Source organism: Mesobacterium pallidum, from assembly GCF_019966535.1.
Lineage (GTDB): Bacteria > Pseudomonadota > Alphaproteobacteria > Rhodobacterales > Rhodobacteraceae > Mesobacterium > Mesobacterium pallidum.
This window is the reverse complement of sequence record NZ_JAIMID010000008.1, coordinates 38,338-55,409: the sequence shown is the minus strand read 5'-3', so window position 1 is coordinate 55,409 and position 17,072 is coordinate 38,338. Positions and strand designations below refer to the sequence as shown.

Annotated in this window: 17 protein-coding genes; 10 read left to right on the top strand and 7 right to left on the bottom strand. The window is 67.1% G+C overall.

What is annotated here, in order from left to right; translation table 11 throughout:
• The first annotated feature begins 26 nt into the window (after nt 1–26).
• Nucleotides 27–1,265, top strand: coding sequence for an MFS transporter (locus MF270_RS12945; RefSeq protein ID WP_238366318.1), 1,239 nt, complete (start codon nt 27–29; stop codon nt 1,263–1,265).
• On the opposite strand, the gene MF270_RS12940 is transcribed toward MF270_RS12945, so the two are convergent.
• The 3 genes from MF270_RS12940 to MF270_RS12930 all read right to left on the bottom strand — a co-directional run bounded on the left by MF270_RS12940 (nt 1,262) and on the right by MF270_RS12930 (nt 3,618).
• Entirely contained in the window at nt 1,262–2,182 is a 921-nt protein-coding gene (locus tag MF270_RS12940; RefSeq protein WP_238366317.1) for an alpha/beta fold hydrolase, read from the bottom strand. The two genes, MF270_RS12945 and MF270_RS12940, sit on opposite strands and share 4 nt — an antisense overlap.
• Nucleotides 2,179–3,093 carry an ornithine cyclodeaminase family protein gene (locus MF270_RS12935; RefSeq protein WP_238366316.1) on the bottom strand — a complete coding sequence of 305 codons (915 nt, stop codon included), beginning with the start codon at nt 3,091–3,093 and terminating at the stop codon, nt 2,179–2,181. The genes MF270_RS12940 and MF270_RS12935 overlap by 4 nt, the downstream gene beginning before the upstream one ends.
• 72 nt (nt 3,094–3,165) lie before the next feature.
• Nucleotides 3,166–3,618 carry a YaiI/YqxD family protein gene (locus tag MF270_RS12930; RefSeq protein ID WP_238366315.1) on the bottom strand — a complete coding sequence of 151 codons (453 nt, stop codon included), beginning with the start codon at nt 3,616–3,618 and terminating at the stop codon, nt 3,166–3,168.
• A gap of 119 nt (nt 3,619–3,737) precedes the next feature.
• On the opposite strand from MF270_RS12930, the gene MF270_RS12925 reads away from it, so the two are divergent.
• A complete protein-coding gene (locus tag MF270_RS12925) occupies nt 3,738–4,163 on the top strand; it encodes a c-type cytochrome (RefSeq protein ID WP_238366314.1) in 426 nt (141 codons plus the stop codon).
• A gap of 18 nt (nt 4,164–4,181) precedes the next feature.
• Here MF270_RS12925 and MF270_RS12920 read toward each other — a convergent pair whose 3' ends face one another.
• Complete coding sequence (locus MF270_RS12920) at nt 4,182–5,510, bottom strand: DUF1963 domain-containing protein (RefSeq protein ID WP_238366313.1); 1,329 nt, start codon at nt 5,508–5,510, stop codon at nt 4,182–4,184.
• 133 nt (nt 5,511–5,643) lie between these two features.
• Here MF270_RS12920 and MF270_RS12915 point away from each other — a divergent pair, with 133 nt between their 5' ends.
• From MF270_RS12915 to MF270_RS28185, 5 genes are all read left to right on the top strand, one after another.
• Complete coding sequence (locus tag MF270_RS12915) at nt 5,644–6,765, top strand: THUMP domain-containing class I SAM-dependent RNA methyltransferase (RefSeq protein ID WP_238366312.1); 1,122 nt, start codon at nt 5,644–5,646, stop codon at nt 6,763–6,765.
• Complete coding sequence (gene zapE / locus MF270_RS12910) at nt 6,765–7,832, top strand: cell division protein ZapE (RefSeq protein ID WP_238366311.1); 1,068 nt, start codon at nt 6,765–6,767, stop codon at nt 7,830–7,832. Before MF270_RS12915 ends, zapE begins: the two co-directional genes overlap by 1 nt.
• 186 nt (nt 7,833–8,018) lie before the next feature.
• Nucleotides 8,019–8,540, top strand: a complete 522-nt coding sequence (locus MF270_RS12905) for a TRAP transporter small permease (RefSeq protein WP_238366310.1) — start codon at nt 8,019–8,021, stop codon at nt 8,538–8,540.
• A complete protein-coding gene (locus tag MF270_RS12900; protein WP_238366309.1) occupies nt 8,527–9,849 on the top strand; it encodes a TRAP transporter large permease in 1,323 nt (440 codons plus the stop codon). The genes MF270_RS12905 and MF270_RS12900 overlap by 14 nt, the downstream gene beginning before the upstream one ends.
• A gap of 113 nt (nt 9,850–9,962) precedes the next feature.
• A complete protein-coding gene (locus MF270_RS28185; protein WP_272490750.1) occupies nt 9,963–10,451 on the top strand; it encodes a GFA family protein in 489 nt (162 codons plus the stop codon).
• 49 nt (nt 10,452–10,500) lie between these two features.
• On the opposite strand, the gene MF270_RS12890 is transcribed toward MF270_RS28185, so the two are convergent.
• Together MF270_RS12890 and MF270_RS12885 are read right to left on the bottom strand one after the other, a co-directional pair.
• Nucleotides 10,501–10,944, bottom strand: a complete 444-nt coding sequence (locus MF270_RS12890; protein ID WP_238366308.1) for a hypothetical protein — start codon at nt 10,942–10,944, stop codon at nt 10,501–10,503.
• Between the two features lie 173 nt (nt 10,945–11,117).
• On the bottom strand, nt 11,118–12,512 hold the full coding sequence (locus tag MF270_RS12885) for an aminotransferase family protein (RefSeq protein WP_238366307.1): 1,395 nt from the start codon (nt 12,510–12,512) through the stop codon (nt 11,118–11,120).
• A 352-nt stretch (nt 12,513–12,864) separates the two neighbouring features.
• Between MF270_RS12885 and MF270_RS12880 the strand changes: the two genes are divergently transcribed.
• The 3 genes from MF270_RS12880 to MF270_RS12870 all read left to right on the top strand — a co-directional run bounded on the left by MF270_RS12880 (nt 12,865) and on the right by MF270_RS12870 (nt 16,004).
• Nucleotides 12,865–13,854, top strand: a complete 990-nt coding sequence (locus tag MF270_RS12880; protein ID WP_238366306.1) for a taurine ABC transporter substrate-binding protein — start codon at nt 12,865–12,867, stop codon at nt 13,852–13,854.
• 72 nt (nt 13,855–13,926) lie between these two features.
• Complete coding sequence (locus MF270_RS12875; protein WP_238366305.1) at nt 13,927–14,733, top strand: taurine ABC transporter ATP-binding protein; 807 nt, start codon at nt 13,927–13,929, stop codon at nt 14,731–14,733.
• Nucleotides 14,730–16,004, top strand: a complete 1,275-nt coding sequence (locus tag MF270_RS12870; RefSeq protein WP_418887883.1) for an ABC transporter permease — start codon at nt 14,730–14,732, stop codon at nt 16,002–16,004. The genes MF270_RS12875 and MF270_RS12870 overlap by 4 nt, the downstream gene beginning before the upstream one ends.
• Nucleotides 16,005–16,060: 56 nt before the next feature.
• Here MF270_RS12870 and MF270_RS12865 read toward each other — a convergent pair whose 3' ends face one another.
• Nucleotides 16,061–17,017 carry a zinc ABC transporter substrate-binding protein gene (locus MF270_RS12865; RefSeq protein ID WP_238366304.1) on the bottom strand — a complete coding sequence of 319 codons (957 nt, stop codon included), beginning with the start codon at nt 17,015–17,017 and terminating at the stop codon, nt 16,061–16,063.
• Nucleotides 17,018–17,072: the final 55 nt, after the last annotated feature.

Here is a 17,072-nt window from a genome sequence, read left to right as displayed (position 1 = left end):
AACCATCCGCATTGGGAGTGCGCGCGATGCAAGACAGACAACCCCTCGTGACACCGGTGCTGCTGGCCGGGTGCTTCATCATCCTGATCAGCTTTGCGGTCCGGGCCAGTTTCGGTGTCTTCCAGATCCCGATCGCCGAGGAATTCGGCTGGCTGCGCACCGAGTTCTCCTTCGCCATCGCGATCCAGAACCTCGCCTGGGGGATCGGTCAGCCGATCTTCAGCGCGATTGCCGAACGCTTCGGCGACCGCAAGGCCATCGTGCTGGGCGCGCTGGTCTATGCGCTGGGGCTGGTGCTGTCGTCTTTCGCCGTGACGCCGGCCGAGCACCAGTTCTACGAGATCCTCGTGGGCTTCGGCATCGCCGGGACCGGGTTGGGCGTGATCCTGGCCGTGGTCGGGCGGGCCAGCTCGGACGCGAACCGGTCGATGGCGCTGGCCATCGCAACGGCTGCCGGGTCCGCCGGGCAGATCGTCGGACCGCCGCTGGCCGAGATCCTGCTGGGGTTCGTCTCGTGGCAGACCGTCTTCCTGATCTTTGCCGCCGCGCTGATCGCGATGCTGGCGCTCGTGCCCGGTGTGCGCGTGCCCCAGCCTGCCAGCCGGGCCGAGCTGGAAGAGACGATGGGCCAGATCCTTGCCCGCGCCGCGCGCGATCCGTCCTACGCGATGATCTTCCTCGGCTTTTTCTCGTGCGGATACCAGCTGGGCTTTGTCACCGCGCATTTCCCGGCCCTGGTGACCGAGATGTGCGGGCCGATTCTTCAGGGCGGCGTGCTGCATTCCATCGGGATCACCACGACCTCGGCACTGGGCGCCATGGCCATTGCGGTGATCGGCTTCTTCAACATCGCGGGCACGCTTCTGGCCGGCTGGCTGGGCAACCGTTTCCCGCGCAAGTACCTGTTGGCGTCGGTCTACACGCTGCGCACCATCGCCGCTGGCCTGTTCATCATGCTGCCGATCACGCCGGTTTCGGTGCTGGTCTTCTCGGCGGCGATGGGCTCGCTCTGGCTGGCGACCGTGCCGCTGACCTCGGCCCTCGTGGCGCATCTGTATGGGCTGCGCTACATGGGGACGCTTTACGGAATCGTGTTTTTCAGTCACCAGCTGGGCAGCTTCATGGGCGTCTGGCTGGGCGGCCGGATGTACGACGTCTACGGGGATTACACGCTGGTCTGGTGGATCGGCGTCGGCGTTGGGGCCTTTTCGGCCATCATCCACCTGCCGATCCGCGAGACCCGCGCCCAGCCCGTCCTGGCCTAACGCGCCTCGTCGAGAAAGCTTCGGATCTCGGCCGCGACCCGGCCGGGATGGGTGTAGGGCAAACCGTGGCCCGCGCCGGGGATCGCCTCGTGCCGGGCCGTGCGGTTCCATTGCGCCAGCCGCCCCATGTGCCAGATCGGGATGACGGCGTCGTCCTCGCCCCAGATCGCCAGAACGGGCAGGCCCGCCGCGCGGACGGCGGCGTGGTCCGCCGACAGGTCCTCGGACAGCATACCGCGCAAGCTCGACAGCACGGCGGGCAGGAAGCCGCGCCAGCGCAGTTCGTCCTCTTGCCGGTCGTGGACGGGGGCAGCCTTGGGAAAGGCCGCGCGTTCGCGGGCGATCGCTCGGCGGTGCCCCCGACCGTAAAGCGTCAGCATCAGCCAGTCGCCCAGCACCGGCACATCGCGCATCATCCTGGCGATGCGGCCCAGTTGCAGCCCGGTGCCGGCAGGCGCCAGCAGCACCAGCTGGCGCACCCTCTCGGGGTGCGCGGCGGCATAGGTCGTGGCGATGGCGCCGCCCATGGAATAACCGACCAGCAGGACCGGGCTTTTCAGCCCCTGGTTTTCCAGCAATTCCTCGAACTGACCCAGAAAGAACGCCCGGTCCTGCCGCCCCGGCGGGCGATCCGACAGCCCCCGGCCGTAAAGGTCATAGGTCAGCACGCGGTAGCCTGCCTCGGCCAGGTCCGTCGCCAGCGCATGCCAGACGAACGATGGCGTGGTCAGCCCATGCACCATCACCGCCACCGGTCCGCCGCCGCGCCCGTACCAGCGGTAGCGGGTGACGCCCCGCGACAGCCTGGCGAACGACCCCTTCCGGTCGGCCCGCACCGCGTCGGTCATGGCCGGGCGCAGCGCCTCGACCACGAAGGGCGCGGCAATGGCCAGCGCGAGGGGCAGCAGCCAGATCATGCGGCGCCGCGAACGAGGTCGAGGATGTAGCGGCTGGTCATCAGGTCCAGATGCGCCCCGCCGCCGTTCTTGAACAGCGTGATGTCCCCCGGCGCGCGGGTGAAAGCCGCGGGCTGGTAGTAATCCGCCAGCACGTCTTCGCGGGTGATCGCACCGCCGGCGAGGGGGATCTTGAGCTCTCCGATATGGCCGATGGTGGTGTCGTAGCTGTCGACGAAGATGCGGGCGCGTTTCAGCGCCACGTCATCCGCTTCGCGCATGTCGGGGCGATAGGCGCCGATCAGGTCGATATGCTGGTCGGGGCGCAGCCAGCTGCCGCGGATCACCGGGTCGGTGGACATGGTCGCGCAGGTGACGATGTCGGCACTGGCGACGGCCTCTCCCAGGTCGGTCTCGACCTCCATGCCCGGGTAGCGCTCGGCCAGGTCATGGGCCCGCGTGCCGGTCCGGTTCCAGACGGCAAAACTGGCCTCGGGAAAGCCCGCCCCGTAGGCCTCGCGCAGCGACTGGGCGACCGCGCCGGCGCCGACGATCAGGATGCGGCTGACCTTGGGCGGGGCCAGCTTGAGCGCGGCGCAAAGCGAATCTCCGGCGGTCTTCCACTTGGTCACGAGGTGAAAGTCGATGACCGCCTCGAGCGACCCGTCGGTATCGGAGAGCAGGTTCACCACCCCGCCGACCACCGGCTTGCCCGCCTCGGCATTGCCGGGAAAGATCGTCGCCGACTTGACCGCCACGCCCAGCCCGTCGATCCAGGCGGCGCGGCTCAGCAGCGTATCGGGCGTGCGGTAGAGGAAACTGTCCGCGATCTCGGCTTTCGGCAGCCTGTGCCCCGCGTCAAAGGCCGCGCAGAGGCCCAGCCAGTCCATCCGGGCCTCGCCCGCCTCGAAGGTGATGTGGGTAAAGCTCATGATGCCCCCTTTCCGGGGCCAAGGGTGCAACCCCGGGCCGCCGGGGGCAAGCGGATTGCGACGGACGGGCGGTCAGACCGCCTTGGCCTTGCGGATCGCGGTTTCCAGCGCGTTCAGGAACCGGCTGCGGTCGGCCTTGGAAAACGGCCGCCCGCCGCCCTGCCGGAACGGATCGGCGGCGCGCAGGTCGGTCATCAGGTTCCGCGTGGCCAGCGCATTGCCCACGTTCGCGGCGGTCAGCACCTCTCCGTCCGGTTTCAGCACGACCGCGCCGGCCTCGACGCAGGCGGCGGCCAGCGGGATGTCGCTGGTGATCGTGACGTCCCCGGGGCCGGCCCGTTCGGCGATCCACTTGTCGGCGACGTCCGGGCCTTCGGGCACGATAACATTCTCTACCAAGGGGTTTCGGCTGGGCCGCAGCCCGCCGTTCGACACCACGCACATGCGGATATTGTGCCTTGTGGCGACACGCTCTGCCTCTTCCTTGACCGGGCAGGCGTCGGCATCGACGTAAAGGACTGTCATTTCGCGCGCGATCTCCTGGTTCAACCGAAAGTGAGTGTCCCGAGCCGTGCCACTTGCTATCGTCACCCTGTCCGTTGCCATACACGGCGCGGCGCCCTTTCGCAAAGCAGGAGAGCCAGATGCGCCTGAGGTACATTATCCCGATCATTGCCCTGTCGACCGCCGCCATTGCCGCGGATGCCACGGACCCCTACGTCAAGGCGCGCCAGGCGCTGATGAAGGAATTCGGTGGCGCGATGCAGGTCATCGGCGGCATGGCCCAGGGCAAGATGGCCTTCGACGCCGAAAAGGCCGCGATGGCCAAGGCCGCGATGGCCGCAGCCGCGCCCCGGATCCCCGCCGTGTTCGAGCCCCAGGCGACCGACCCGGAATCCGAGGCGCTGCCGGCCATCTGGGAGAATTACGACGACTTCACCACCCGCGCCATGACGCTCGAGACGGCGGTGGCGGGGCTGGAAACCGGCTCGTTGGACGATCTGCGCGCCGGCATGGGCGCGTTGGGTGGCGCCTGCGGCGCCTGCCACAAGCTCTACAAGGCCGACTGACACCGCGCGGGGCGCGGGTCAGTCCAGCACCGCGCCCCAGCATTGCGTGAAATCCCCCAGCGCGATGTCATCGGCGCTGGCAAGGACATGAAGCGTCGACAGGCCGGTCGGGCCAAAGCTCCATCCCGGCAAGCCACCCGACGGCAGGCTCAGCAGCCGCAGCGTCGACGCGCGGTCCGGATGGGCGGTGCCCTGCACCGGCCCGCCCAGGCGCAGGGGGTGGCGCGCGGCCGCGTGGGCCCACAGCGGAGCATAGGCCGCCTGCACCTCGGACGGCAGCGTTCCGGGCGCGACCAGCGACAGGGCGCGGGCATGCAGTTCCCGTGCCGTGCGGGTCGCGGCATCGGTCTCGGGGCCCAGCAGCAGGTGTGGCGCCTCCATCCCCTCTGGCGGGGTGTCCAGCCGCGTCAGCGCGATCTGCGCCAGCTCGGCCATGTCCAGGGAAAAGGGCGCCAGCTTGCTCGCCCGGCGCAATTCGTTCTCGAGAGAGGTCAGCTTTGCCTGACGCCGGATCAACTCGTGCAGCAGGGTCGGATGCGTGGCCAGCGCGCCTTCGGCCGGGGTGAGCGCCCGGATCTGGCGGCACAGCGTGGCCGATGCCGACGTGACCCCTGCGAAAAGGCTGGGCCAGTCGAAGGGCGCCACCTGCAGCAAGTCCACCACGTCGCTGTCCCTTGCCGGCCCGAAGGCAAGCGGCCAGCGGGTCGCCTCGGCCGGACGGTCCAGCTGCCTGGCCTGGCGCAGGGCCATCGCCGCCGGACTGCCGGTCGGCAGGGTCTCGACCGGCGGGACGTGATCCACCAGCGTGCCGGTCACGTGCAGGACACGGACCCGGGCCGGGTCCGTCAGCCCGCAGAAGAACGCCAGCTGTCCGGCGTCGGGCGCCTTGCCCGACCACGTGCCTTCGGGCAGGCGCGCGCAATCGAGCTGGGCGAGGAACCGCGCGGGCTGGCCGTCGATCTGCGGCCAGGTCCGGGTCGCAGGCAGCGCGGGGCCGCCGCCCAGCCATCCGACCGGCGGCACGGCGCGGTCGATGGGCAGCGCGATGTGCATCAGGCCCTGCCGCGCTTCGGTGGCCCGGGCCGCCTTGCGCCGCGCCCCGGCCAACAGGCTGGCGCCATCGGCCGGCGGCGGCGCGCCGGCGCGACCGAAGAAGGGGCGCAGCAGCGGGTGCCCCAGCGACTTGGGCAGCAGGGCGATCCCGATGCACAGGATGGCCAGGGACAGCATCTGGTTGCCCGGCACCATCGCATCGTAGCCTTCGCCCGCATCGGCCATGTTCACGCCGCCCAGCGCCACGAGCGCCAGGCCGATTAGGGAAGTCAGCGTCTTGAACAGGTCTTTCATGGGCGTATCGCCAGCTTGGTCCTGGCGTCATCATCCGCCGAAATCGGGCCGGATTGTGGCGCCCCCGGGTTGCCCGGCTGGCTTTTGTCGCAGCTTGTCTTTTCCACCGCCGCGACACGCTGTATGACGCGGCATGGATCGCGCCGAACCCCTTGAAATCTTCCTTGTCGTCGCCCCCGGGCTCGAGCCGCTGCTGGCGGATGAAGCCCGCGCGGCCGGGTTCACCGTGACCGAAACGATCCCCGGCGGTGTCACTCTGACCGGCGGCTGGCCCGAGGCCTGGCGCGCCAACCTGGTGCTGCGCGGGGCGACGCGGGTGCTGGTGCGGCTGGGATCGTTCCGGGCCTTCCACCTCGCCCAACTGGACAAGCGGGCGCGCAAGTTCGACTGGGGCGGCATCCTGCGGCCGGGCATGGCGGTGCGGGTGGATGTGACCACGAAGGCGTCCAAGATCTACCACGCCAAGGCCGCCGCCCAGCGGATCGAGACCGCGCTGCGTGAAGAGGCGAAGGTCACGATCGACCCCGAGGCGGCGATCTCGCTCAAGGTGCGGATCGACGACAACCTCGTGACCTTCAGCGCCGATACCTCAGGCGAGAGCCTGCACAAGCGCGGCCACAAGCAGGCCATGGGCAAGGCGCCGATGCGCGAGACGCTGGCCTCGCTTTTCCTACGCGCCTGCGGCTATGACGGGGCCGAGCCGGTGGTCGACCCGATGAGCGGGTCCGGCACCTTCGTCATCGAGGCGGCCGAGATCGCGGCGGGGCTGCAACCCGGCCGCGCGCGGTCCTTCGCCTTCGAAAACTTCGCCGGCTTCGACTCCGACGCCTTTGCCGCGATGAAGACCGCGCCCGGCCCGCTGCCGGACCTCGCGTTCCACGGTTTTGACCGCGACCAGGGCGCGGTGCAATCGGCCACCGCCAATGCGGACCGCGCAGGCGTCGGGTCCATCTGCCACTTCACCCACCGCCCGGTGTCCGAACTGGTCCCGCCCGAAGGCCCGCCCGGCCTGGTCATCGTCAACCCGCCCTACGGCACGCGGATCGGCAACAAGAAGCTGCTCTTCGGTCTTTACGGCGCGCTGGGCGGGCGGCTGCGCGACGGTTTTGCCGGCTGGCGCGTGGGGATCGTCACCAGCGACAACGCGCTTGCCAAGGCCACCGGCCTGCCGTTCAAACCCGCCGGGCCGGGGATCGACCATGGCGGGCTCAAGGTGCGGCTTTGGCAGACCGGTCCGCTGAAAGGGGGCCAGTGATGACATCCGTTCGCGATGCCTACGACGCACGCGTCGCCGCCGGAGAGCTGACGCCCGACCCGGCGCAACTCGAGGCGCTGCCCGACCTCGACCGCATCCGCGTGGCCCTGCACCAGCCGGTCAAACGCGGCCTCTTCCGCAAACCGCCCGAGCCGCCGCGCGGGCTTTACATGTGGGGCGGTGTCGGGCGCGGCAAGTCCATGCTGATGGACCTCTTCGTGTCCACGCTCGACGTACCTGCCCGCCGCGTGCATTTCCACGCCTTCATGCAGGAGGTGCAGCGCGCCCTGACCGCCGAGCGCAAGGCCGGCACGTCCGACCCGATCAAGCCCGTCGCCGCCCGCATGGCCGAGGGGCTGCGCGTGCTGGCCTTCGACGAGATGCAGATCACCGACATCGCCGATGCCATGATCGTCGGCCGCCTGTTCGAGCTGATGATGCAGGCCGGGGTGGTCATCGTCACCACGTCGAACCGGGTGCCGGACGACCTTTATAAAGACGGGCTGAACCGCGCGCTGTTCCTGCCCTTCATCGAGCTCCTCAAGCAGAAGATGGTGGTGCACGAGCTGGTCAGCCACCGCGACTACCGGCAGGATCGGCTGGCGGGGCGGCCGGTCTATTTCACCCCCGACAACGCCGAGTCGCGGGCGGCCTTCGCCCGGCTGTGGAAGGACCTGACCGGCAATGACGTGGTGCCGCTGGACATCGAGGTGCTGGGCCGCACCGTGACCCTGCCCGCCTATTCCAACGGCGCCGGGCGCACCAGCTTCCACGCGCTGTGCGGCGCGATGCTGGGTCCGGCCGATTACCTGGCCGTGGCCGAATCCGTCCGGGTGCTGTTCCTCGAGGGCATCCCCAGCCTGTCGCGGTCGAACTTCAACGAGGCCAAGCGCTTTGTCACCCTGATCGACGCGCTGTACGAGGCAAAGGTGCGGCTGATCTGCACTGCTGCGGCCGAGCCGGAATACCTGTATGTCGAGGGCGAAGGCAGCTTCGAGTTCGAACGCACCGCCAGCCGGCTGCGCGAAATGCAGGCAGAGGATTGGGGCGACCCCTCGGAAAGCTGACCTTTCCGTGAAGGCCGTCGGGGGGCGACAGCAATAATGCTATGCATACGAACAATTCTACCCTAGACAAACGCCGTGAATTGACCGCCCGCGCGCGGTCGGTCGGGGATTTTGGGCTTGCCGGACAGGGCCGGGCAGCCCGATAAGACGCACGCCTGCGGGCGGGCGAGGAAAAGGGGAGGGCCGATGTACAGGCTTATCGACACGAGCGCCGCGTGGATCGCGCGCGCCATCGCGTTGCTGGGAGGGTTCGTGCTGATCGCGGTGATCATCATGACCTGCCTCAGCATCATCGGGCGGACCGGAACCGCCATCGGGCTGGGCCCGGTGCCGGGCGATTTCGAGCTGGTCGAACTGGGCGTCGGCTTTGCCATCTTCTGCTTCATGCCCTGGGCGCAATACGCCCGGGCCCATGCGCGGGTCGACCTGTTCACCCCCGCCTTCAGCGGCTGGCAGAACCGGCTGATGGACGTGGTGGCGGACCTTGGCCTGCTGGTCTCGGCCTTCATCATCGCCAAGCAGCTGCGGCTGGGGATGCTGGACAAGATCCAGTATTTCGAGACCAGCTTCATCCTGCACATGCCGCTGTGGTGGGGCTATGCCGCCGCCATGCTGGGCGCGGTGGCCTGGGTGCTGGTCGCGGCCTTCTGCCTGATGCGCAGCAGCCTGGACCTGGCCAAGGGAGGGGAAGCCTATGAGCAACTTTGAAATCGGCCTCTGGTCCTTTCCCGTCCTGCTGGCGCTGATCTTCCTGCGTATGCCCATCGGCCTGGCCATGCTGGCCGTGGGGTTCGGCGGCAAGTGGATCGTCAACGGCGGCACGCTGATGTCGATGATGCAGCTCAAGAACGAGGTCTATTCGACCTTTTCCAGCTACTCGCTGTCGATCGTGCCGCTGTTCCTGTTGATGGGCCAGTTCGCGACCCATTCGGGCATGTCCAAGGGCCTGTTCAAGGCGGCCGAAAGCTGGCTGGGCCACCGCAAGGGCGGCGTCGCCATGTCGGCCGTGGGCGCCTGCGCCGGATTCGGCGCGATCTGCGGCTCGTCGCTGGCCACGGCGGCGACCATGAGCCAGGTCGCCCTGCCCGAGCTGCGCCGCTACGGCTATTCCGGCCCGCTGGCCACCGGCACGCTGGCCGCGGGCGGCACGCTGGGTATCCTGATCCCGCCCTCGGTGATCCTCGTGATCTACGCCATCCTGACCGAGCAGAACATCGCCAAGCTCTTTGCCGCGGCCTTCATCCCCGGCATCCTGGCGGCGGCGGCCTACATGGCGACCATCGCGATCTACGTGCGCCTTGTCCCCGGATCGGGCGGCACGCTGGAACGCCAGCCCTACGCCGAGCGCTTCCGGGCCCTCGCGGCGATCTGGCCGGTGATGCTGATCTTCCTCGCCGTCGTGGGCGGGATCTATGCCGGCATCTTCACCCCGACCGAGGCCGCCGCAGTGGGCGCCGCCGGCACGGGGATCGTGGCGCTGGTCTCGGGCGGGCTGGGCTGGGCAAAGATCAAGGAATCGGTGCTGTCGACCGGCAGCTCGACGGCGATGATCTTTCTCATCGTGCTGGGGGCGGGGCAGTTCAACTCGTTCCTCGCGCTGACCCAGCTGCCGCAGATGTCAGCCGAATGGGTGGGCGCGCAGGGCTTCAGCCCCTGGATCGTGCTGACCGCCGTGCTGGTGCTGTACCTCGTGTTCGGCTGCGTGATGGATTCGCTGTCGATGATCCTGCTGACGGTGCCGATCTTCTACCCCATCATGGTGGGCCTCGATTTCGGCATGTCGGTCGAGGATTTCAGCCTGTGGTTCGGCATCCTGGTGCTGATCGTGGTCGAGGTCGGGCTGATCACGCCGCCCGTGGGGATGAACCTGTTCGTCATCAACTCGATGGCGCGGGACATTCCGATCAAGGACACGTTCAAGGGCACGCTGCCCTTCGTGCTGGCGGACCTTGTGCGGGTGGTGATCCTGACGGCGATCCCGTCGATCACGCTGGGGTTGGTCTGGTTGATCTACTGACCGGATTGGGGGCGCTGCCCCCCGTCGCCTTTGGCGACGCCCCCCGGAGTATTTGTGGAATAATGAAAGGGGCTGCCGGTGGGTGGCCCCTTGGTGCATTGGGAGGTTGGAAGATGGCCGAGATGACGGGGCAGTGCCTGTGTGGCGCGATGACATACGAGCTGGCGGCGGCGCCGCAGCGGGTGACGATCTGTTATTGCCGCTTTTGCCAGCGCGCAACGGGCAGCACCCAGGCCGTGCTGCCGGTGCTGCCCTTGGCCGATCTGTCGGTATCGGGCGAAGAGCGGGTGCATAGGCATGTCTCCAAGGGAAGCGGCAAGGAGGTGCACATCCACTTCTGCGCCGCCTGCGGGACGAATGTCTATGTCTCGTATGAGCGCTGGCCGGGCATGGTCGGGCTGTTTGCCGGGACGCTGGATGGGCCGGTCTCGCTGGACCCGGCGACGACCAAGCAGATCTTTGTCAGCTCGGCCCGGCCGGGGACGGTGATCGCGGCGGGCATCCCGGCGTTCTGGGAGCATGCGGCGACGCTGGACGGGGCGGCGGAAGAGCCGTTCGTGCTGGAGGTGGCGACGGTGGTGGAGGGGCTCAGGCGGGGGTGAAGGTTGGGAAGGGTCGGAGTGTAGACAAACCACTGATCAAAAACTCATCTCAGCGGCTGACGCGATAACCTGTGTAAGCCCAAATGCATAGAAGAACGACCACTGCAAACACAGGGTCGATGAATGCGAGGTTCATGCCGCCCGGTAATTCCTCTGCCAACCAATCTGATACGATGTTGTCATTGCGCAGAATAACCCCAATAGCCGCATATCCGACTAATGAAAGCGTTGCAAACGCGGCTTCAGCAATTGCTCTGCGGTGGTCCTGAGCCAGTGAAGCAGGCAAAAACCTGCCAAATGCACCCAGTATTAATCCGATGCTCCAGGAAAAAGCCCAGACAAGGAGGAAAAACAAGAAAGCACCAATCCCGGCATCAAGGTCTTTGAGCGCAATCAGGCCAGAAATCACCAATGGGATAACAAGCCATAGCTTGTACTTCGCACCCAAACGGTCAATTTTCTCATTCCACTGCTCTGGCTTTTCGTCTGGCAACGACGCTTCCTCTCTTGGTTTTTCGACAAGATTTTAGCGCATAGAAAAGATCCGTCAAAACTGCAGCTTGGACTCGAGGTGGTCGTTTTATGTCTGCACAAATGGTTCGCCGGCGAAAAAGAAAAGGCCCCGCCAAGATGACAGGGCAATCAGGTCGCGGCGGGGCCGGAGACTCAGCCAAACACCTTCGTCAGCGCCCCGTCCACCGCCGCCGTGATCGCGTCGATGTCGTCCGCGGTCGAGATCAGCGCGGGGGAGAAGCACAGCGTGTTGTTCCGGCCGGGGATCGAGCGGTTGGTGACGCCGATGATCACACCCGCCGCGCCGCATTCGGCCACGACCTTCTGCGCCAGCGCCTCGGCCACCGGCTCCTTGGTCGACCGGTCCGCGACCAGCTCGGCGCCCTGGAAGAGGCCGAGGCCGCGGACATGGCCGATCACGGCGTGTTTCTCTTGCAGCGCCAGCAGGTTGGTCATCAGCCGCTCGCCCATCGCGGTGGTGTTGGCCAGCAGGCCCTCGTCCTCGATGATGCGCATGTTCTCGATGGCCGCGGCGGGGCCCGCCGTGCAGCCGCCAAAGGTCGAGATGTCGCGGAAGTAGTTCAGCGGATCGTTCGCGTCGTCCTTGAACATCTCGAACACGGCCTCGGTCGTGACGCAGCAGGCGATGGCGGCGTAGCCCGAGGCGACGCCCTTGGCCATGGTCACGAAATCGGGCTGGATGCCGAAATGCTGGTAGCCGAACCATTCGGTGCCCGTGCGGCCGACGCCGCAGACGACCTCGTCGATATGCAGCAGGATCTCGTACTTGCGGCAGATCTCCCGCACCTTCTCCCAGTAGCCCGTGGGGGGCGTGATGACGCCGCCGCCGGCCGTCACCGGCTCGAGGCAGAGGCCGCCCACCGTGTCGGGGCCTTCGCGCAGGATCACTTCCTCGATCTGCTCGGCGGCCCAGAGGCCGTAATTCTCGTCCGGCGCGCCAGCCTGCTCGTGCTTGCGGTACTCGAGGCAATGGGGCACGCGCACGAAATCGGGGACAAACGGCCCGTATTGCGCGTTGCGCTCGTCCTGGCCGCCCGCCGACATGGTGGCGATGGTGCCGCCGTGGTAGTCGCGGTCACGATACAGGATCTTGGTCTTCTTGCCGCCATAGCGCTTGTGCGCGATCTGGCGGATCATCTTGAAGGCCTTCTCGTTCGCCTCGGACCCGGAGTTGGTGAAATAGACCCGGCTCATCCCCGGCATCTTGGAGATCAGCTTTTCCGAGAAGAGCGCGCCGGGGATCGACCCGCCCGAGCCCGCGAAATAGGGCAGCTTGACCAGCTGGTCGCGGATCGCGTCGGCAATGGACGTCCGGCCGTAGCCCACGTTCACCGTCCAGACCCCGCCCGACACGGCATCCAGGAATTCGCGGCCGTTCTGATCCCAGACGCGCAGGCCCTTGCCCTCGACGATGATCCGGGGTTCGCCGGTCTCGAAGGGCTTGTGCTGCACCAGGTGGTGCCAGACATGGGCGCGGTCGGCCTCGACCACGTGGGAGATATCGTTTTCGCGCAGGGTGCCGTCCATGGCCTGTCCTTCCTATGCGTGAGATCATGCGCCACGGCCGATGCGGGATCGGGGGGCGTTCCTGCCTATTGTCTGCCATTCCCGCGCAGGATCAATAGGGCCAGTTGAACGCGGCGTTTGGGTCCAGTTTCGGGCCGTTGCCCAAGTGCATGTCGGAAAAGACAATGTTCCTGCCGATCAGCCGGGCAAAGATCCGGCGATTTCGGGGTAATTGACCCGCCAGTCGAGAAAACCGTTGATCGGAATCGGCTTTTCCGGTCGGATTGAGACCGGTGCAGGCACCAGATCTGCATGGAAAATTTCCGGGCCGGCCCGAGCGCCGCGCCGAAAAAGACAACGGGGAGCTTAAATTATGATCCGCAAGACAGCATTGATGGGGGCCGCCGCGGTCCTGGCGCTGGGCGCTGCCGCATCCGCCGAAGAGATCACCGTGGGCTATTTCCTCGAATGGCCGATGCCGTTCGAATATGCCAAGCAGATGGGCACCTATGACGAGGAAATGGGCGTCACCGTCAACTGGGTCAGCTTCGACACCGGCACGGCGATGAGCGCGGCGATGGCGTCGGGCGACGTGCAGCTGAGCGTCAGCCAGGGCGTGCCACCCTTCGTCGTCGCGGCCAGCGCGGGCCAGGATCTGCAGATCCTCGACGTTGCGGTCAGCTACTCGGACAACGACAATTGCGTCGTCGCCGAGGCGCTCGAGATCGACAAGGACAGCGCCGCTGAACTGGAAGGCAAGAAGGTTGCCGTGCCGCTGGGCACCGCCGCGCATTACGGGTTCCTCAAGCAGATGACCCATTTCGGCGTGGACATCTCGACCATGGACATCGTCGACATGGCGCCGCCGGACGGTGCGGCCGCCATCGCGCAGGGCGCGGTCGACATGGCCTGCGGTTGGGGCGGGTCCCTGCGCCGGATGAAGGAACACGGCAACGTCCTGCTGACCGGCGCCGAAAAGGAAGAGCTGGGCATCCTCGTCTTCGACGTGACCTCGGGCCCCGCCTCCTGGGTGGCCGAGAACAGCGACCTGGTGGCCAAGTTCCTCAAGGTGACGGCTGATGCCAATGCCATGTGGGCGGACGAGGCGAACCATGCCGAGATGCTGCCCGTCATCGCCAAGGACGCCGGCATGGACGAGGACGCGACCATGGCGACCATCTCGACCTTCATCTTCCCGACGGTCGAAGAGCAGATGACCGCCAAGTGGCTGGGCGGCGGCGCGCAGGAGTTCATGAAGGGCGTCGCGGATGTCTTCGTCGCGGCCGGCAGCATCGACGGCGCTCTCGACAGCTACGACAGCACGGTGAACACCGGCCCGCTGGAATCGGCCGCGGGCATGTAAGACCCTCGGGGTTCGGGGCGTCGCGTCCCGGACCCCACCGCCAATCCCACGAAAAAGAACAAGGGACGAGGCATGAGCGGACTCTCCATCGAACACCTGTCCATGCGGTTCGACCTGCCCAACGGCAGCTCGGTGCAGGCCTTGCAGGACGTGAACCTGAGCCTTGCGCAGGGCGAACTCCTGTCCGTGCTTGGCCCGTCGGGCTGCGGCAAGACCACGCTGCTGAACATCGTCGCGGGGTTCCTGGCCCCGACCGAGGGGCAGATCGTGCTGAACGGCCACAAGGTCACCGGCCCCGATGCCGAACGCGGCATGGTGTTCCAGCAGGGTGCCCTCTTCGAATGGATGAGCGTGCGCGAGAATGTCAGCTTTGGCCCCCGGATGAAGGGCCAGAAGGAATCGCAATACGGCGCCAATGTCGATCACCTGCTCGAGATCGTCGGCCTCAAGGATTTCAAGGAAAAGGCGATCTACGAGCTCTCGGGCGGGATGCAGCAGCGCGTGGCATTGGCCCGCTGCCTTGCCAATGACCCCGACGTGATCTTGATGGACGAACCGCTGGGCGCGCTGGATGCGCTGACCCGCGAAAAGATGCAGAGCCTCGTGCTGAAGCTCTGGAAGGAGACGGGCAAGACCATCATCCTGATCACTCACTCGGTCGAAGAGGCGCTGCTGCTGGGTGAACGCCTGCTGGTCATGGCCCCGCGCCCCGGGCGGATCCACAAAGAATACGCGCTGCCCTTCGCCGATCTCGGCGTGAACGCCGACCTGCGCGAGGTCAAGAAACACCCCGAGTTCGCGCAGCGGCGCGAAGAGATCCTGGGCATGATCTGGGACATGGAAGAGGAAATCATGGGCCGGTCGGAGGCAGACGCATGACCGGCCTGCTGATCCTTGCCGCCTATGTCGCGATCTTCGTCGCCAGCTTCCTGATCGTGAAATACGCGGTCAAGACGGCGCGGCGCGACTTCACCTCGCTCAAGACCGTGACCTTCGGCGACGAATCGGCGGTGAAATCGAACCGCATCGCCAGCGTCGTGTCGATCCTGACGATCTTCCTGATCTGGGCCTCCTTCACCGGCTCGGCCTGGGTGCCGTCCTTCCTGCATGTCCCCGGCCCGTTCCAAGGCATCGCGACCTTCGACTACACGGCCGAGGCGGACGATGGCACGACCGACGACGCCACCGTCACCGTGCTGGTTCACCCGGTCGGCGAAGACCCCGAACCGCCGCAGGTCGCGCCGGGCGAGGGCTGGGCCAAGAACGACAGCGACGTGGTGGCAAGCTGGCGCAGCGGGCTGATCCGCGTCGACCAGAACGACGAGAAATCGCGCGACGAGGGCCACCGCGTGATCGCCGTGAACGGCGAGCCCATCGCGCCGGGCGGAGAGGTCATCACCGAGTACGGCCGCGTCGGCATGTCGCCCAAGGGCACGCTCAACTTCGAACCCGCCAAGGGGTTGCAGATGGAGTCGATCTGGCTGCCCCCGCCCGAGGCGGTCGTCGCCCGCGTCGTCGAGATCGCCCGCGACGGCTACCGCGATTCGACGCTGTGGGAACACCTGGGCTATTCGCTCTTCCGCGTGATCGCCGGGTTCTTGTTTGGCGCGCTGGTGGGCATCCCGCTGGGCTACGCCATGGGGCTGAGCGACTGGTTCCGCGGCTGGTTCGACCCGATCGTCGAGTTCATGCGCCCTGTCCCGCCGCTTGCCCTGATCCCGCTGGTGATCATCTGGGCCGGCATCGGCGAGACGGGCAAGATCATCCTGCTGTTCCTCGCCGCGCTCTGGATCATGGCCATCGCCGCGCGCTCGGGCGTGTCGGGCGTGCGCATCTCGAAGGTCCACGCGGCCTATTCGCTGGGCGCGTCCAAGTGGCAGATCCTGCGCCATGTCATCATACCGAACTCGCTGCCCGACATCTTCACCGGGGCCCGCGTCGCCATGGGCGTCTGCTGGGGCACGGTCGTCGCGGCGGAACTCGTCGCGGCCGAAAAGGGCGCCGGCATGATGATCATGGTGGCGTCCAAGTTCCAGCTGACCGACATCGTGCTCATGGGGATCATCCTGATCGGCATCATCGGCTTTGGCATCGATATGCTGATGCGCTGGGCCGAACGGGTGCTGGTGCCGTGGAAAGGCAAAGGTTGACCGCCCCTGCGGGGCGAGGAAATGGTAAGGGCTGAGGTCTCCCCCAGCCCCTCAGGTCATTTGCCGCAGGCTGCCAGCTGCCCGGCGAGCGAGGTGATCATCGCCGGGTAAAGATCGGCCACCGGCACGTCGAGCCAGCCGCCCATCGGGTCCGCGACGACAAAGCCGATCTCTCCGCCGCCAAGTGTCCGCAGCTGCCGCGCCGAGGCCTCGCTTTCGACCAGCAGGCAGGCGATGCCGGCATTCGCCAAGCGTTCCTGGATCTCGGCCATCTCGCGCGGGCCCGGCTGGGCGTCGTCCGTGGTCGTCACGGTCAGCACGGCATGCAGGTCGAAGGCGCGTTCGAAATACTGGAAGGCGTCGTGGTCCACCGCGATGTCGTGGCTGGGGATGTCCGCGAGGTCGGCCGTCGCGGTCTCCACAGCCTCGGCCAGCCGGGCCTGCGCGGCGGCGGCATTGGTGGCATAGGTCGCGGCGTTCTCGGGGTCGAGCGTCGACAGCTCCTCCGCGATCACCTGCAGCCAGACCGCCGCGTTGGCAGGCGCGAGCCAGGCATGCGGGTCGGTGTCGCCGTAGTCATGCCCGTCCTCGTCGCCGTGGTCTTCGTGCCCCTCGTCCGCGTGATCGCCATGCGCGTCGTGGTCATCATGCCCGGCCCCGAAATCCGCGCGCTGGCGGAAGGGCAGGCGCTCCGTCCCCTGCGCCGCGCTCAGCTCCAGCACCCGCGCGTCCCCGGCGAGCGCGGGCAGCGATTCAGCCACGCCCGGCATCAGCCCGGGTCCGATCCAGACCACCAGGTCCGCCCCGGCCAGCGCCTGCGCCTCCGAGGGGCGCAGGGTGACATGGTGCGGGTCGGCACTGGCCGGCAGGAAGCTTTCAGGCGCGCCCAGCCCGTCCATCACCTGCGCGACCAGCGAGGTCACGGGCGGAATATCGGTCGCGACGCGCGGCACATCGGCCAGCGCGGCGGTTGCACCCAGCAGGGACAGCGAGATAAGGGCAGGGCGGATCATCGGGGCACCTATGGCTTGTGTTCACCGGTTCAGCGGCGTAAATGATATGTTATAA

Bases quoted from the DNA above. Each gene is read 5' to 3' on its own strand.
- MF270_RS12945 (WP_238366318.1), top strand. From the start codon at position 27: ATGCAAGACAGACAACCCCTCGTGACACCGGTGCTGCTGGCCGGGTGC.
- MF270_RS12940 (WP_238366317.1), bottom strand. From the start codon at position 2,182: ATGATCTGGCTGCTGCCCCTCGCGCTGGCCATTGCCGCGCCCTTCGTG.
- MF270_RS12935 (WP_238366316.1), bottom strand. From the start codon at position 3,093: ATGAGCTTTACCCACATCACCTTCGAGGCGGGCGAGGCCCGGATGGAC.
- MF270_RS12930 (WP_238366315.1), bottom strand. From the start codon at position 3,618: ATGACAGTCCTTTACGTCGATGCCGACGCCTGCCCGGTCAAGGAAGAG.
- MF270_RS12925 (WP_238366314.1), top strand. From the start codon at position 3,738: ATGCGCCTGAGGTACATTATCCCGATCATTGCCCTGTCGACCGCCGCC.
- MF270_RS12920 (WP_238366313.1), bottom strand. From the start codon at position 5,510: ATGAAAGACCTGTTCAAGACGCTGACTTCCCTAATCGGCCTGGCGCTC.
- MF270_RS12915 (WP_238366312.1), top strand. From the start codon at position 5,644: ATGGATCGCGCCGAACCCCTTGAAATCTTCCTTGTCGTCGCCCCCGGG.
- zapE (WP_238366311.1), top strand. From the start codon at position 6,765: ATGACATCCGTTCGCGATGCCTACGACGCACGCGTCGCCGCCGGAGAG.
- MF270_RS12905 (WP_238366310.1), top strand. From the start codon at position 8,019: ATGTACAGGCTTATCGACACGAGCGCCGCGTGGATCGCGCGCGCCATC.
- MF270_RS12900 (WP_238366309.1), top strand. From the start codon at position 8,527: ATGAGCAACTTTGAAATCGGCCTCTGGTCCTTTCCCGTCCTGCTGGCG.
- MF270_RS28185 (WP_272490750.1), top strand. From the start codon at position 9,963: ATGGCCGAGATGACGGGGCAGTGCCTGTGTGGCGCGATGACATACGAG.
- MF270_RS12885 (WP_238366307.1), bottom strand. From the start codon at position 12,512: ATGGACGGCACCCTGCGCGAAAACGATATCTCCCACGTGGTCGAGGCC.
- MF270_RS12880 (WP_238366306.1), top strand. From the start codon at position 12,865: ATGATCCGCAAGACAGCATTGATGGGGGCCGCCGCGGTCCTGGCGCTG.
- MF270_RS12875 (WP_238366305.1), top strand. From the start codon at position 13,927: ATGAGCGGACTCTCCATCGAACACCTGTCCATGCGGTTCGACCTGCCC.
- MF270_RS12870 (WP_418887883.1), top strand. From the start codon at position 14,730: ATGACCGGCCTGCTGATCCTTGCCGCCTATGTCGCGATCTTCGTCGCC.
- MF270_RS12865 (WP_238366304.1), bottom strand. From the start codon at position 17,017: ATGATCCGCCCTGCCCTTATCTCGCTGTCCCTGCTGGGTGCAACCGCC.